The sequence below is a fragment of the Moorella naiadis (nom. illeg.) genome (assembly GCF_051020825.1).
In the GTDB taxonomy this organism is placed as follows: domain Bacteria; phylum Bacillota; class DSM-521; order Neomoorellales; family Neomoorellaceae; genus Neomoorella; species Neomoorella naiadis.
Genome location: NZ_JAXGFQ010000042.1, coordinates 1 through 15,187, shown reverse-complemented (window position 1 = coordinate 15,187; position 15,187 = coordinate 1). Strand labels below are relative to the sequence as shown.

Here is a 15,187-nt window from a genome sequence, read left to right as displayed (position 1 = left end):
CCGGGGCGACGCTGCCGGGTAATGCTGTCAGGTGATTTCTATGGTCCCTTCCTCTACTTTTATTTTAGCAAGGACACTTTAGGTTATGTACGTACCAAAAATATATTGAACGAATACTTTTCGATTCTATCGCAGAGCGAAGCTCTTGCGCGGCAGGCTTAAGGCGTTCTGGTAACGCTGATACTGATGGGTTTAAAACCCAGGAGGCAGCTCCGATCAACCCATTAACCTTACTGGAAGGAGCGTAGCGTTGCCTGTTTTTTTTAGCTTCGTAGCCCTGTGCTATAACGGCGTACCCAGCATCTCTATCTATATAAGTAAGATCACAACCCTTATCATCTGGTCCATCTGTCAAGCATTCTGCAGCAATGGAATGAATATCTTCAACCCTATATCTCATTTGCAAAGCAAATAGTAACCTGGCATTCGTTCCGTATTGTTGCAAGTCATCTCTCGCTTGGAAGGCAACTTCATAAGGTGCTGTCTGAATCATCTTTAGCACGCCTCTCTCTTTTCAATGGTCCTTCTTAGATAATCTTGACGATGATCATTACCCCGCTTTTTTCTCAATAGTAAATTGCCAGGGCCGACTCCAGGCCCTTTTTCCCTATCAGGTTGAGTATCCGGTCGATGATAGATCTTTTCCTTGACCAAAGTCACCTGGACTTCAACCGGTCAATCGCCTGACGCTATGGCCACTCTTTCTAATTATCTCAGGAATTTCCGCAGGTTTCCAGGCAATGGCATAATACCATCTGCCGTAGCTCCCGTCGGCATTGACCGCGTTGACCCACCGTTTGGCGGCCTGGGCTTTGACTTCGGTTAGCTCGTCGTAACCCTTAGTCTCCAGGATCAGGTGACCAGCGTTACCCTTCAGGCGAATGATAAAGTCAGGTGTGTAGTCGTGAACCTGGCCATTGTGCAGGTAAGGAATGGTAAAGCCCAGCCCGGCGTTTTTCACAAAGGCGTCAACCATTTCATGGGTGTCAATGAAGTAGGCAGCCGATTGCTCCCACTGTTTCGTGTCCGCCACTACATAGTTTACATGACTATGTATAACTTCGCGAACGTCACGGTTCGTCCAGAAGTCTACCTCGGTCGTGGAACCAGGGCCTCGATTGGTCTCATAGCAAGGGAACTCCGGAGCCTCTCCCTGAGAGGTATCGGGTCTTATGGCCTCCACCAGCCGCTCGATAACCCACCCGTAATAGGGAGAAAGAAATACGTCCAGGATATTTGCCGGGGGGATGGGGTGTACTTTCTCCCGCAAGTAACGGTCAGCAATCCGTACCAACTGTGGGAACAGTACATGCGCCGGAGCCTCGCAACTCGGCTGGGAGACATAGGTCCTGGTAAGGTCCCGAGCTAATTCAAATACCAGTTCCTGGAACCTGTGGCCAGAACGGTAGGGGTTAAGGTCCACACTCTCGATCTTGCCCGGCCCTGTCAGGCTGTACCTGCCCTGGTTGTTGGCCAGCCCTGCCTTCATCTCGACCTCAGGAGGAATTTTAGTAGGGTCCAGGGTGAGTTCGGCCACGGCCTGCCAGTCCACGGTGATCCGGTTACGGATGGCTTGCCGGTAGCCTTCTACTCTGGGGAACGTAATCTCGTATCGGGCCTTGGCCGGGATGGCGTGAATATGGTGCCGCTTTTCATTGGGGCGGGTGGTTCCCCGGTTGGCCTTAAACGGTATGACCTCGAAGGGTACCCCGAAAATCTTGGCGACCTCCTCGGTGGGTTTTCCATCCTCGCCGATCTCATAATTTGATCGGCGCAGGCCACGGCCTACCACCTGTTCGCACAAGAGCTGGGACATGAAAGGACGCAAGCCCACGATGTGGGTTACTGTATTGCAGTCCCAGCCCTCGGTAAGCATGCCTACGCTGACGATGCAGCGTACATCTCTGCCAGGGGGATGCAAGGGACGCTTAAGTTTCTTGGCCAACTCCTCGAACCCTTCGGGGTAGATAGGGCGACCCTGAAAATCCTTGGGCCATTCGGTCTTACCCACCATGTCCAGGGTAAAGCGCATCCACCTCGCCTCGTCGCTCTTGGCCTGCTCTATATCAGTTTCGTGTATTACTTTAGAATCCACTCGTATTGTGTTTAAGTGGTCGGCGCTGTTGCGGAATCCCTCTATATTGGCCGGCGGAATACCTGCCGGCGGCTTGTCTTCAGCCAGCCATTCGTAGACTACCTTAGCCAGCTTAGTATTCTTGCACACGATGATAAATACAGGTGGCCGTGGGTCGTCACGGACCTCCTCCCATTCTCGCCGCAATTCCTCCCATAACCCGGCCAGCATGACGATGGGCGTATTCGCCCACTTCAAGATGGCCTCGGGTTTAGGGCTCGCCTTCCGCCCGCCGCGCTCTGCCGGCGTGAGCCTGGGCAGTATCCAGCGCCAGATGTTGAAGTAACCCGGGATCTCGGCACCCGTGGTATCGCGTACTGCAAGTTGAGGTATTTTCACCAGTCCAGACTCTATGGCGTCGGTGAGGCCGAAGTCACTCACTACCCAGGGAAAAATGCGGTTACTCTCCTGGCCTACCCGACCGAGGAAGTAGGGCGTAGCGGAAAAGTCTACGCAAAAGTTGATGCCGCGGAGTTTGTGAATCCGGTCCAGCCCGTCTATCCAGACGGTGGCCTCCTTAAAAAACTCCTCACTTTCCTCTTCCTCGCCGAAAAGGTCCTCTTCGCCCTCCTCCGGCTGCGGCCGGCGAAGGCGGTAGGCGTGGTGGGCCTCGTCGTTGAAGACGAGGATGTTTTGCTTGCCCCCGACCTCCCGGCCCAGTACGTGGTTAATCCAGGCGGTGTCACTTTTTAGGTACTTGTTGGTCTCCACCTGGACGCGCCTCAGGTTTCCCTGGCCGTCCCGTTCTTCGCCGATTACTGTGAGGAGCCCGGCCGCCACCTGGCGGTTAAAGTCCTCGAGGGTCAAGTAGCGCTTACCGCGAGCGGTGGTGGTTTTATCTCCTATAGTAATGGTCTCTATAGTTTTTACCGGCACGCCGGCCTTGACCACTCTGGCGCTTTCACCACCAGCCTGTACCGCCTGCGGCTCGAAGATGTGCCAGTTAGTCACCAGCACCCTCCCCCTGGTCAGGTCGGACATCAGATGCCGGGGCACCAGGTCACGGGTGCGGTAAAGGCTGGCCTCCCCGCGCCTGGGGTCCAGCTCCTGCAGGCGGTTACGGATGGTGACGTTGGGGCAGACTACCAGCACCACGTCGGAAAACCGGGCATCGCTCCGGTCATTGATCTTATTCAAAATGCTCCAGGCGGCCAGCATGGCCATCACCGTGGTCTTCCCCGTACCCGTGGCCATCTTGCAGGCGTAACGCCGGAAGGCCCGGTATCCATCGGCTTTGCGCTCCTCGCTTGGTTCGTCCAGGGGAACCTCGATCCCCTGGAGTAAGTCGGCCCGAGCTTCAGTTAGGAAAATGATCGTCTCTGCCGCCTCTAACTGTGCGTAAAAAAGCTGTTGCTGGCGCCCCTCCCGCCGCCAGTAGTTCAGTAGCTCAAGGGTGGTCCTGGTGACCCCCGGCCAGCCCTGCTCGCGCCAGTCCTTGAGCCGCTGCCGGATCAGGTTAACAAGCTCCAGTTCAATCCACTGGCCCCGGACCTCGTGCTCATTATTACTTAGCGGCGCTTTCGGATCACGGTAGAAGTAGCCTGCCGGCCGGCGTCCAGGCCGGAGCTCCGGCTCCTTCCCTTCCCCCAGATACCAGTAGGCTGCTGGCTCCTCGTAGGGGGAGTTAAGAATGGGATCGGGAACCTCGTAGCTGCTCATTTATCGGCCTCCTCGAGGCGCTTTACAACCAGGAGTTCATTACCGCGATCGTCGATGACCTTAACCGCCACCTGGCCATGCTCGCCCGCCTCGAACGACGCGCTGATGGTACCGGCCAGGTGATCCCATACGTTATCCTCGTAAATACCCCTAAGGGCTCGCTTAAGGTTGCTCCAGGCGCTGGTGCGGGGGAAGAAGGCCTGGTCCACATGAAAACATAGACCGTTATAATCACTATCCAGGAACCAGGCCGGCACGTCACTGCCTTTGCGGTGGTCTGTCTGCATTGTTACCGGATCGAACACGTCCAGCCCCACCAGCTCGACCTGATACCTAGCCGGTTTCTTTCCCGGCTTAACCTGCACCTTCTTGAGTTTGACCTCCGGTAGGCCACAGACGCTGAAGATCTGGCTGCTGCGCATATTTTTGAGCAGGTCGCCCATCAGCAGGTCTGGCGTAGCCTGGACATAAGTAGCCGGGATGCCCACTGTAGCCTCACAGTTTTCTACGAGTACTCGGGCGTTAGGTTGAATGGCAAAACCAATGACATAGAGATGGCTATAGCCCTTGGCATAGGCCTCGCGGGCGGCTTCATAGATCAGCCTTTCGCTTATGGCGCCGTTCTCCGGCCCGAAAACTATGGCTGCCGGCTTATCTTCACCGTTAACTACTACTGCCTCAGCCGATAGAGCCAGGGTTTTGGCTGGTGGACGGACATTTTTTAAGGTGACCGTTTTTCCGCCTCCTAAATGTAGTACCGGGGACTTGCGGAGGACTTCCAGCATCCTCCCCATGAACGAACCGTAGCCTTCGGGGCTCTCGGCCAGGGCCTGGACTTCGTCAACGTCTTCCCAGTCTACCGGGGTGGGTATAGTGGCCTCCACACAAAAAGGCCCGGTAACGCGCACAATATTTGGGACCACCTCGGGCCGGTCCACCAGGATCTCTTCCTTGGGCGGCTCGTTATTGGCTATGCTTTCCAGGGTAATATGCGGCACAATACCGCCGATTTCCTCCCCTTTGCGGTTCTGCTTGCGCACATACTCGAAACCGCCGGCTGGGCCACGGGATTCGTCCTTGAGTTGGTAGTAAGGAAAGGTCGCCGTGAGTAGCCGCTGCCGGGTTAGGGCCAGGGGCACGCGGCTCACGTCAATGGTAATCCACCGCCGGCCCCACTGCTCGGCTACATATGCGGTGGTCCCGCTACCGCAGGTGGGGTCGAGAACAAGGTCGCCGGGGTCGGTGGTCATGAGGATACAACGTTCTATGACAGTCGGCGATGTTTGAACCGCGTAGACGCGTTGTGTCCCTGTTTGTGTAGACTCCCATCTATCTGTGATAGGTATCACCGGGAAGTCTTCGACGAAGCGTCGATACCTAATTACAGACCCCATAACCTCTATACGATCGTTTTCTGCAAGCCTGTGGAGGCCTTCCAAGGTTGTCTTCCAATGTGTATCAGGACGTGGTACGTACTTCTTGCCCTGGAACCAAAACTCTACTGGTTCTCTGGCTGCTCCCTCAGAGTATAGAGGTGCCAGTTGATATCTTCGTGCACCATCAGGTATGATACCACTCTCAAGCTCCTTGCGAGATAAGCGTCTTGTTTGACCATTCGGGAGTAACAACATATCATATCGATCCAATGAAGTATCCCCGGGCTTCCGATCAGTGTAGAGTTGTCGGTATTTGATACAGTCCTTATCCTTTGCATACCACAACAAATAGTCAACCGTAGGCGGAAGAAGATTGCCTTCCATCCCACCAGTCTTTTGGAAACTAATCATTCCGGCAAAATTCTCTGGCCCAAACACCTCATCCATCACTTCCCGCACGTGGTGCAGGTTTTCGTCGCTGATCTGGACAAAGATGCTGCAGCTGGGAGCCAGCAGTTCCCGGCAGAGTAATAACCGATCCCGCAGGTAGGTCAGGTAGGAGTGCAGCCCCAGCTCCCAAGTATCCCGGTAGGCCTTGACCATCTCCGGCTCCCGGGTCATGTCTTCGTCATCATTATGTTTCACGTCTCGCTTACGAACAAAGGGTTGAAAGTTGGAACCAAACTTTACCCCATAAGGCGGGTCCATGTAAATCATCTGGACCTGCCCACCCAGGCCCTCGTAGTGCAAAAGGGAATTCATTACCACCAGGGAATCGCCCAGGATCATGCGGTTAACCCACTTATCCCTGTACTCGTAAGCCTTCAAGATCTGGTCTATCACCGGCCGCTGGGGATCGCCGAAGAAGTCGTAGAGGGTCATCTGCTGGGCACCCCTTTTCCGGTGCCCCTGCAGGGTCTCGATAATGGCCCTCGTTGACAGTCGCTCGTGGACGAACAACGGCAACGTCGGCACTTCGAAGGACAGGCCCTCGGCTTTACCGGCCCAGTTGAGAAAAGGCTTACTTATCTCTTTCAGAAGCTGTATAGCATCTTGAAGTCCATAGATCTTGAATTCGCCACCGTTAAACTCCCGGGGATGAGGAAAAATATGAGGCGGCTCCAGCCGGTTAGCTTCTTCAATCATCGCCAGTAACCACTCGCCCAACTCCCGGGCCTGGTTTTGACCATCCCAATCTAGAGCTGGGGAGAGAGAAGAATCATAACGATACGTAACAGGCGGTTTTTCCTTTTTGAACTGGGCCTGGGTGCCCACATCAGGACGCAAAAGGCTTTCGGCCTCCGGATGCCGATAGGTTTCAGCTTTCGGCACTACCGCTTCCTGTGCCGGCCGTTGGCGGCGTCTGGCCACTGCTATTCCCCCTTACTCATAGCTTGGGATTCTCTAAACACTCCTGGTGACCCCTTATCAGTATGTAGGGCGACATTTTGGCCACTAAAGTTACATCATTTGAGGTAAAGTCATCACTATTCAGCTAGCCATTGATACCCGTCACACTTGCTAACCGCCTGGGGGTACCGGTTGATCGCCGGTAATAACGGCTGAATAAGAGTCGGGTATTTACGATAAACTATGCTGAACATGCCATAAACCTTAACCCCTAGTATGTAGGGTGTCCCACTGCGGCCGGGTGAGCTCCCCTTTACCTATGTAAAGCATGAGGTCCTTGGTAAGAAGCTGGTCGTGGTATTTGCGATCCTCGCCAACGAAGCAGGCGAAAATAGAGATAATCTGCCCCTGGCGCTGGTAGATGCCTCTTTGGTTTGGGTGGTAGCGTTTCGTTTCTTCCCAGGTGAGCATCTGGCTACACCGCCCTATTAGACGCGACTTGAGACAACCCAACATGGAGGAAGTTAAGCTAACGAGTAAGTTACGTAAAAGTTAGCTCCGTCACTGCCCTCGGTTTTGATGATTCTAACATCACACATCCGTTCTATCTTTCGGCCTCTCATCACACTGCAGACCAATGGATACCTATTATGTAAGTTCATTTTTCTATGGATGTCCCCAGACCTTAATATTAATTGCTCCACGCCCCTTCTTTTAGCAGGTTTGAAGTAGTTATCCTGAATAAACTGTCTAACAAGATCAGCCGATGAAGAAAGGGAAGGGGAAGAAGTGACCGGATGTAGCTGCTCTGAACTCAGTTCACTTCCTGTAGCTATTTCTCCTTTAAGGACAAACTTGGTAATTTCCAAACCTGATGGGGGGAGAAAAACCAGACTTATTTCCTCTGTCAAGTAATTCGTGTAATGCCTTCTGATGACTTCATAGGTATCCCGTTCTGTAATGAAGAAATACTTGTAGTCCGCTTTATTCTCCCTGAGTTTCTTGAAATCTTTAAGAAACGCCTGCCGCTGCTGCGCTCCGAGATCGCTTACATGATATGGAATAGTAGTTTTAATCTCAGCAATGATACGCTTCCCGTCCTTAGTTGTTATGTCTAAATCTAAACCAGGGGCTCCCTGGGGTCTGGTTGCAATATCAATCAAAGGAAGATCATGTCTCATAGATAGAAAATGCTTTGCTATGAGACAAGCTATGAAGCTGACATCGTTATCGAAGTTCCTCAACAACCGCTTAAAAGTGGAAACAGTCTTGTACCAATCTTCAAGGTTACAATGTTCTTTCCCTATGTTTATGGTGTTTAAGAACCTTTGGATATTCGCTAGCTTCTCTGCTATACTAGCTAGCCGTTGTTTTTCTCCCGCTGTCATAACAGCGTCATCGGAGACTTCAGAGGCCACAACAAGTCACCCCCAAACAAGATTTGCCTTTATTTTTAGTTCCTCCTTTTGGTGTCCGTTGCTGGTAACTGTAATTAGCCGGGCCTAAATATTTTACCGTTTATAATCTTCTATCGTTTTAATTCGCCATTATTCCAGATTTCCCTGCTTATTTCCAAGGTTACCTGATCAATCCACCCAATCAACAGGCGCTTTGAGGGCATTTGATTCACCTCCTGTTGTGCTGCACCTCCCCAGCCCATCAGAGCCAGGGGTTGGTCTGCCCGTTAATTAATTCCTGCTTTCACCGGATGGACCTGGAGGCCGCCGATGGCCTGGGCCACGTCGTAGACGTCCTGGTAGGCGGCCTCGGGCTTGACCCGGCTGTAGGCGCGGACCCGGTACAGGAGTTGGCCGTTGGCGTCGGTCCCCGTCTGCACCCGGAGCTGGAAAGACGACCCCACCGGGGTGTTGACGACGGGCATAAATGCTCTCCTCCTTTGATTACGGCGGGGCTAGACCGGCTGAAGGGCGGTCCCGCCGGAAAATGTAAAAGGCCGGCCAGGTTAAATAACCTCAGCCGGTCTTTGGTCTCAGCGTAACCATAAAGCGGGGGGATGTCAAGGGGCTTTGGAATTAGATTTCCCCCGTCCCCGCTGGGACAAAGGAAGGATTTCAATCAGCCTAACACTGTCTGCTTCAAGGCATTCTTGAGAGCCTTTTTACGGTTTTCGTAAAAACTTCTAAAGTTATTCACGGAAAGGTCTAGAACGTTAAGGTAGTGCCTCTCTTTAAACTGTTCCCGGGCGACTGCGTCCGGGTAAGCCCCATCCAGCCAATTCACAAAGGGCCGGTCTTTTTTACTAATGTTCTCAGCCCCTTCTAAAAGCTGCAGGTTGGGTATTTTATTGTAGTTCTGCAGGATGAAATCTATCTCGCTGTCGGGTATCCCGGCCCTTCTCAGTTTATCGCGGCTGGAACAGAGGCTGCGGGGATGAATGTGGTCCTGATGGAAGCTGTAGCGGTAATTCAGGCTGGGATACAGTAGGGCCAGCACCGAAAAAGTATACTTTTTACCGTATTGGTTTTCCAGTAGATTGTCGATTTCTTCTTCGGTCAACTCCAGGGTTTTTACCGTTCCCTTGAGCCGCGCCTTTATCTCGTCTGCCGGGAAAATAGTATGATGATCCCTGATTACTTCCCGAATGATCCGCAGTACCTCATCGGATTGGCCGCCGAAGGTCTGCTTCAAAAGCACCAGATGCAGCCACTTGCGCATAGTTTCCCGCTCGCTGGCATACCTGGGCAAAGCCAAAACATCGCGGGCATTACCTCGTTGGAAAAGATAATAGCAAATAGGGATGATGGCATTATGGGAGGTGAGGGTCTGGTAATTGAAGCCAAAGCCGGACACCAGCTCCACCGTGGCCAGGATGATCTCCCTGATCTTATCCCACTGGTTCTCGATATCTAGCATATTCCGGGAGTTAAAGTTATCCACTTTGAACTTGATATCCTTGTCACACAAGACCAGACAGGTTTTGAGCACAAAGTCTTTATCAAAAGTGAAGCCGCTGCCCAGGCGGTTAATATCATCCACCAAACTGGTGATCTCCTCCCGGGCATCGCGGTTCTCCCACTGGGCTGTAGCAATTGACAGTAAAAGGTCGGAGTAGCTGAGCAGGGTGCCGCCGCTGTTGACCCGGATAAAGATGTTAAGCACCCGGTCGAGCTCCTGGCCTTCCTCCAGGTAGTAGCTGATGATGGCGTTTTTGTTAATCACCTCACTGAGCCGGAACAAACACTTTCCCGCATATTTGGAGGTCAGGTTGTTCTCCGTAAGATACTCGTGCAGTTCAAAGGGATTGTCTGGATTAAAATCTAAGATTTTGCCCACGGGGAACCAGTAGCTGTTTTCGTTTCTTTCCTGTGCTTTTTCATCGGTGAGGAACTTGAATTGGTAGAGCATTTCCTCGTCTTCGCCCGGTTCATCCAACAGATTTAGATACAGTTTCTTCTGTGGGAATGCCTGGGGGTTATCCCAGTGCATATAAGGCACCTTAGAAGCATAGCTGCCTTTGAGGCCAATGTATAAAGCGGTTAACCGCTGCTGCCCATCCAGGATGGTGGTGATGTTTTCATCCCCCATCAGGGTGGCCTTCTGGTTGTGGGACTTCAGCTGGTGGTAGTCTTTAATGAACTCGTAAAACTGGTAGTTTTTGAGGTTCTCGCGCGAAACCTTCCAGAAGAGAAAGGAGCCAATGGGGTAACCTCGCATGATGGAATCAAAAAGGCGCTCAATCTGCTCTTCACTCCAAACAAATTCCCTCTGAATAGCAGGCAGGAGGTAGCTGCGGTCAATTATTCTTTTTACCGCCTCTACCACCGTAATCGCGGTTTGGAAGGCCACTTGTAACCACTCCTTCTAAGTGTTTTCTCTCAAACCCAGGAGGCCCTCCCGCTCTAATTACAATACTGAATAAACAATACTATTCAGCGTCGTCATCAGCTGGCTCTCAGAACAAAGGTGGACAGGATCAGTAGAGCATCGGCCGATGAGGGAAGTGGCCCCCCGGATAACGAACATGGTACATAGTGAACATCCAGGGCTGGCCCAGGGTAGGGTTCCTTAGCATTTTCATCAGCACATTATTAAGGCTGGTATCCGTAAGCAAGGGCCAGCAGCCCTTCTGCCAGGGACACAATTTGTTCCCTCATGGCGATCTTCTCCCGCCACTCTGCCGGGATGCCGTCCTCGCCGTAGTAGGTTCCGGCTAGCTCGCCGTAGACGGCGCCGGTGGTGTCGGCGTCGTCGCCCAGGTTCACGGCCAGGAGCGCCCCTTCCCGGAAGGAAGAGCTGTGGTAGAAGGCCCACAGGGCGGCCTCCAGGCAGTCGACCACGTAGCCCGTGCCCCGGACTTCGGGCGGGTTGCGCCTTTTGAAGGAGCCTGAGGCCACCGCGGCTATCTTCGGCGCCAGGGGAGCCTCCCACCACAGCCCGGGCGTCGGCTCATAGTGATCGGAAAGGAGTTCCTCTTTAGCGGCGCCGTCTACGGCCCCCACGATGAGGGCCGCAAAGTAGCGGCAGGCGTCGACGGACTCTTTAGCGCCGTGGGTGGTGCGGGAGCTTTCCCCGGCCTTCGCCACCGCTTCCTGGGGCTTGCAGGCGTAAAATAGCGGCACCGGCGCCAGCCGCATGAGGGAGCCGTTGCCGGCGGTAGAGGGATCTGTGGAGCCGCAATAAGGCTCCCGGGTGCGCTCAAAGCGCTCCAAGGCCGCCCGGACCGTGTTGCCGATGTCGAAGCAGTACCCGGTGCTGCTCATGTACCCTTCCCGGTACCAGCGCCGGTATCTCTCCATCTGATCAGCCGGATCGAAGCCCCGGCACTCCACCAGGCTCTCCGCCAGGCACAAGGCCATTGCGGTGTCGTCGGTCCACTGGCCCGGCTTCAAGTTGAAGGGCCCGCCGCCGACCATGTCGTTGATGGGCTCTAAGGACCCGGGCCGCCAGAATTCCAGGGTGGTCCCCAGGGCGTCCCCTGCTGCCAGGCCGAGCAGGCTGCCGCGATAGCGATAAATAGGCTCTATCATATTCCCTTGAAAAATCTCTCCTTTTCGGGGATTAGTACGAGCATAACCCTATTTCGTGAAAGGTTGTGCCTTCCAGGTGCGACCGAGTTAGTTAAAAAACAATTAGCACTACAGCATAATTTGCTTCCTTTCCCTAGCAATTAGGAGGCTCCGATATAAGGGCATAACTCCTTTTTCTAGTGAATCCTCTTATGTTTTTGAACGCCGCTGGCAGAAATTTTCGCTGAAGTATTAAGTATGTATGTTGTTTATGGTTCTGCTGCTAATAAATTCTATAAGCAGCCCCCGAATCCTTTTCGTAAAAACAAAAAGGGCACTTTTTGCCCAAACATCGAAGTTCCTTCCCTTACCACTTGGCCACCGTTACCGATGGCACCATCTTCATCTGTTAAAAGCAGTTCCTCTACGCCTTTATTCCCATCCTCGGTTTGCGTCACCGTTGATCCCTGGTCTAACAGCTCCAGCATATTAACCTGCTGGGCGGTGATGATCACGATTACCGCCTCGTTGGGGCGGAACTGTCGCAGCTCCAGCAGGTTCTAGTTGGTCACCGCCACCTCGTCGAGGACCACCCGCGGGTCTGCTCGAAGCTGTCCTGCGGGACCCGGTTGACGATCCCGATCTTTTTGATCCGGGCTTTAAAGCCAGCCTTGTGCATTGTTGACAGCTCTCCTTGTTGATGGATTTGACTGGTGGCCTTCCGGCAGTCATTGGCATGTGGTCAGCCCGGCAGGCCTTTGCAAGTTCTCTTTAAGTGTCCATTGTGACTGATAGGCCAGTATGTTCATAGGTTGTTGAAGCCTCGCTAGTTTGTCCAAGATTTATTATCAAATTAAGGTTTCATCTTGTTCAGGACCTTCCCCCGTCGCAAACGCCAGAGGCCGTCTATCACTGCATGGTTATTGATCGCGGTAGCATCAGGTCGGCCGGGGCCCCCTTCCCGGCCAGAATCCTTTCGCCGCCCTTTATCACCCTGCCCAGCAGGAATGTCCCCCTGCCCCGGGTTTCCTCGCCCGCCTGCCGACGTGCTTTATTACCCTCCCCCCGGCCCACCTGCTGCCCCATTTAAAGCCCGGACCATGCCCCGCCCACAACCTTTCCCGGAGCGGAGGTCGACCCTGGGCAGGTCGATAAACCCGAGCAACCTGTGCAACCGGCTACTTTAAGCCGCCACCGGTCAAGGCCGGCCTTACGCCCTGCGCCACACCTTCGCCACCTCGCTTCTGCGCAGGGGCATGGACGTAAAAAAGGTGAGCGCCTGGCTAGGCCATGCTAACGCCGGTTTCACCTACCGGGTGTACCACCACTACCTGCCGGAAAAACTCGACGACCGGGAGGCGGAGCGCCTCAACTCCTTCCTCTTCGGCGGCAGGGACAAAAAAAGGCCGGCATTTCGTAACTGCCGGCTCTGCATACTGCAGGTGAACTAAATATGAACCGTTCCCTGTTTCTACCAGCAGGAAACTGTTCATCATGCGAGCTTTTTGCGATGACCGCGAAACCAGGTAAGGCAACGGATGCAAAAGAGGGGAAAAAAGACTTTACCCCAAAATAAAACAGTAAATAGGCATTTTGAGCGCCAAAAATAAGCCTCCCAAAGAAATTCACCCCAGCGAAAAAAAGGTACTCCTCATCTTTGTGTAGAATCTTTAGCTTAGCCCAGCAAAAAAACACACAAAGAAGGAGGAGCACCTTCATGGCTATTATACCACAACTAAAGCTATTTGGGTGGAACGAAATAGAAAAGTTGGGGGACTTAGAGCGACTCCGGCTGGTACTGGAATACATACCAGATGAAGAGCTAATGCAGACTCTGGAACGAAAACGCGGCAAAGGGCGTAATGACTATCCGGTCAGGGCCGTCTGGAATTCCATTTTAGCCGGCATCGTCTTTCAACATCCCTCCATCGAGAGCTTACGCCGAGAACTCAAACGTAACGCTCAACTGCGGGAGAAGTGTGGGTTTGAGGGAGAAGTGCCTCCCGCGTGGGCCTACACCCGGTTTATGAAAACGCTATTCGGGTACGCTTCCATGGTGGATAGTCTATTTGATAACCTGGTGCAGCAGATTAAGAAAGAGCTCCCTGACTTTGGTTAAAACGATGGTTATCAGTCCGAAAACCCGCAGGTAATCAACCTCGCCAATATGAGGTTTCCCCATGGGCTTCACTCCCTTTCAACGCCCATTTTAACAACTATGCCCCGGAGAAACCTTAAAAAAGCTTAAATTTAAGTCTGGTACTACTTGCCAATCCGTTTCCACTTAATTAAGCTTTAAGTCGTACCCGTACTTGCGCGAAAGAAACTCCACCCTTCTCCTTAGCGGCTGTAGATATTCTCGAGGGTTAGATAGATACCGTTCCAAGTGTTTTAGCGCGTGAGGGAACCTTGCCCGGTAAGCAACTCTTAAGCGCTTTACCGCGGCCTGATACGGGTTCAAAGAATCAAGATAGACTTCCCTGACCCCGGCATTACTTAAAACAGCTATAAGCTCTTCGAGCACCTCCGGGGCATTACTTACTCCAGGAAGGACCGGCGCTATGAAAGCCCATACGCTTATGCCTTCAGCAACAAGCCGTCCTGCAGCCCTGAGGCGCGCCGACGGCAGGGCGGCCCTGGGCTCCAGCACGCCCGCAGCGGCATCATCGGGAGTAGTTAATGTAAAACCGACGGAACAATTCTTTAGTTCCTTGAGTAAATCCGCGTCCCGTACCACAAGGTCGGACTTGGTAAGCAGGTCCAGCTCTATGTCCGGCCTTTCTTCTGTCAAGACTTCCAGGGAGGCCCTGGTAAGGCCCAACCCTGCTTCCGCGGGCTGGTAGGCGTCGGTAACGGCTGAGAGGAGGACCCGGCCCACAGGCGTCCGCTTCCGCCGCAGCTCGCGCCTTAAAACTTCCGGGAAGTTCTCTTTCGCGGCAACAAATTCACCCCATTTTTCCGCGCGGTTGAAAAAGCGGAGTACCGTGTCCGCGTAGCAATATAGGCATCCGTGAGCACAGCCGAAATAGGGGTTCAGGCAGTAGTTGTATCCCGGAATTCCGGTCTTGCTGAGGGCCGTTTTACAGCAGGTTTTCTGCAGCACCGTTTCAGGCATTTTTAATGGCTTCAGTCCTTTCCCCGGCAATTACGGCTGCCAAGTCCACCGAAAGAGCTCCCTTCGTGTATCCGGACCGGCCCGCTCCCCTTTCCCAACTTAACGTTAACGAGGAACGGCCCTGCCTAAAAGTAGGGCCCGCCCCCGGTGTTCCTTTACTTGTGTATTTCTGATAGCTGCTTGCCGCCGGTGCCAATATTGTCCGGAGAATTTTCCCGAATCAGGACGACAAAGGCCTGGGCAGGTATGTTCAGGATAGAACTGGCAGCGTTGGTCATAGCCTTGATGAGTTCCGCATTTTTCTCTTTACTCATGGCTCCTGCATCAATTTGAATTATTGGCATTTATACTCTCTCCTTCCTGTTAGGATTTTTACCCTCTTAACATATTAGCCGCCCCACTTTTCACCGTCAATATATTGGCTCTAAAAATTATTTTTAGATAAAAGCAATTGGCCAGGAGGAATCTTCCGGTGAGAATTGAATAATTATTTGACTACCAAAAAATTCGGAGGTGAAAAATAATGAAGTGGCAGGATTATGGAAAAACCTTAAAAGAAGTCCTTGCTTTGCAAGGCAGCCCCGTT

The 15,187-nt window shown here is 53.0% G+C and carries 11 protein-coding genes and 1 pseudogene; 2 read left to right on the top strand and 10 right to left on the bottom strand.

Features of this window, described 5'->3' with window-relative positions:
• Positions 1–667: 667 nt before the first annotated feature.
• The 8 genes from SDD30_RS16325 to SDD30_RS16290 form a co-directional block, all read right to left on the bottom strand.
• The gene (locus SDD30_RS16325; protein WP_434075994.1) at positions 668–3,793 is read right to left on the bottom strand and encodes a BPTD_3080 family restriction endonuclease; all 3,126 of its coding nucleotides are present in this window, start codon (positions 3,791–3,793) and stop codon (positions 668–670) included.
• Positions 3,790–6,540 (bottom strand): site-specific DNA-methyltransferase, encoded by a 2,751-nt coding sequence (locus SDD30_RS16320; RefSeq protein ID WP_434075993.1) that lies wholly within the window; start codon positions 6,538–6,540, stop codon positions 3,790–3,792. Before SDD30_RS16320 ends, SDD30_RS16325 begins: the two co-directional genes overlap by 4 nt.
• Before the next feature lie 243 nt (positions 6,541–6,783).
• Entirely contained in the window at positions 6,784–6,990 is a 207-nt protein-coding gene (locus SDD30_RS16315; RefSeq protein ID WP_434075992.1) for a hypothetical protein, read from the bottom strand.
• Positions 6,991–7,043: 53 nt separating this feature from the next.
• The gene (locus SDD30_RS16310) at positions 7,044–7,937 is read right to left on the bottom strand and encodes a hypothetical protein (protein ID WP_434075991.1); all 894 of its coding nucleotides are present in this window, start codon (positions 7,935–7,937) and stop codon (positions 7,044–7,046) included.
• 266 nt (positions 7,938–8,203) lie between these two features.
• Complete coding sequence (locus SDD30_RS16305) at positions 8,204–8,401, bottom strand: DUF1659 domain-containing protein (RefSeq protein WP_434075990.1); 198 nt, start codon at positions 8,399–8,401, stop codon at positions 8,204–8,206.
• A 194-nt stretch (positions 8,402–8,595) separates the two neighbouring features.
• The gene (locus tag SDD30_RS16300; protein WP_434075989.1) at positions 8,596–10,326 is read right to left on the bottom strand and encodes a DUF262 domain-containing protein; all 1,731 of its coding nucleotides are present in this window, start codon (positions 10,324–10,326) and stop codon (positions 8,596–8,598) included.
• Between the two features lie 242 nt (positions 10,327–10,568).
• The gene (locus SDD30_RS16295) at positions 10,569–11,504 is read right to left on the bottom strand and encodes an ADP-ribosylglycohydrolase family protein (protein ID WP_434075996.1); all 936 of its coding nucleotides are present in this window, start codon (positions 11,502–11,504) and stop codon (positions 10,569–10,571) included.
• Between the two features lie 275 nt (positions 11,505–11,779).
• Positions 11,780–12,001: a hypothetical protein gene (locus tag SDD30_RS16290; protein WP_434075988.1), complete on the bottom strand. Its 222-nt coding sequence runs from the start codon at positions 11,999–12,001 to the stop codon at positions 11,780–11,782.
• 702 nt (positions 12,002–12,703) lie between these two features.
• Here SDD30_RS16290 and SDD30_RS16285 point away from each other — a divergent pair.
• Both SDD30_RS16285 and SDD30_RS16280 read left to right on the top strand, forming a co-directional pair.
• Positions 12,704–12,937, top strand: a complete 234-nt coding sequence (locus SDD30_RS16285; protein ID WP_434075995.1) for a tyrosine-type recombinase/integrase — start codon at positions 12,704–12,706, stop codon at positions 12,935–12,937.
• 266 nt (positions 12,938–13,203) lie between these two features.
• Positions 13,204–13,602, top strand: a pseudogene (locus SDD30_RS16280) (transposase family protein); the annotation flags it as partial.
• Positions 13,603–13,770: 168 nt separating this feature from the next.
• Here the strand turns inward: SDD30_RS16280 and SDD30_RS16275 are convergent.
• A complete protein-coding gene (locus tag SDD30_RS16275; protein ID WP_434075987.1) occupies positions 13,771–14,601 on the bottom strand; it encodes an SPL family radical SAM protein in 831 nt (276 codons plus the stop codon).
• Positions 14,602–14,756: 155 nt separating this feature from the next.
• Positions 14,757–14,945: a 4-oxalocrotonate tautomerase DmpI gene (gene dmpI / locus SDD30_RS16270; RefSeq protein ID WP_434075986.1), complete on the bottom strand. Its 189-nt coding sequence runs from the start codon at positions 14,943–14,945 to the stop codon at positions 14,757–14,759.
• Positions 14,946–15,187 lie beyond the last annotated feature (242 nt).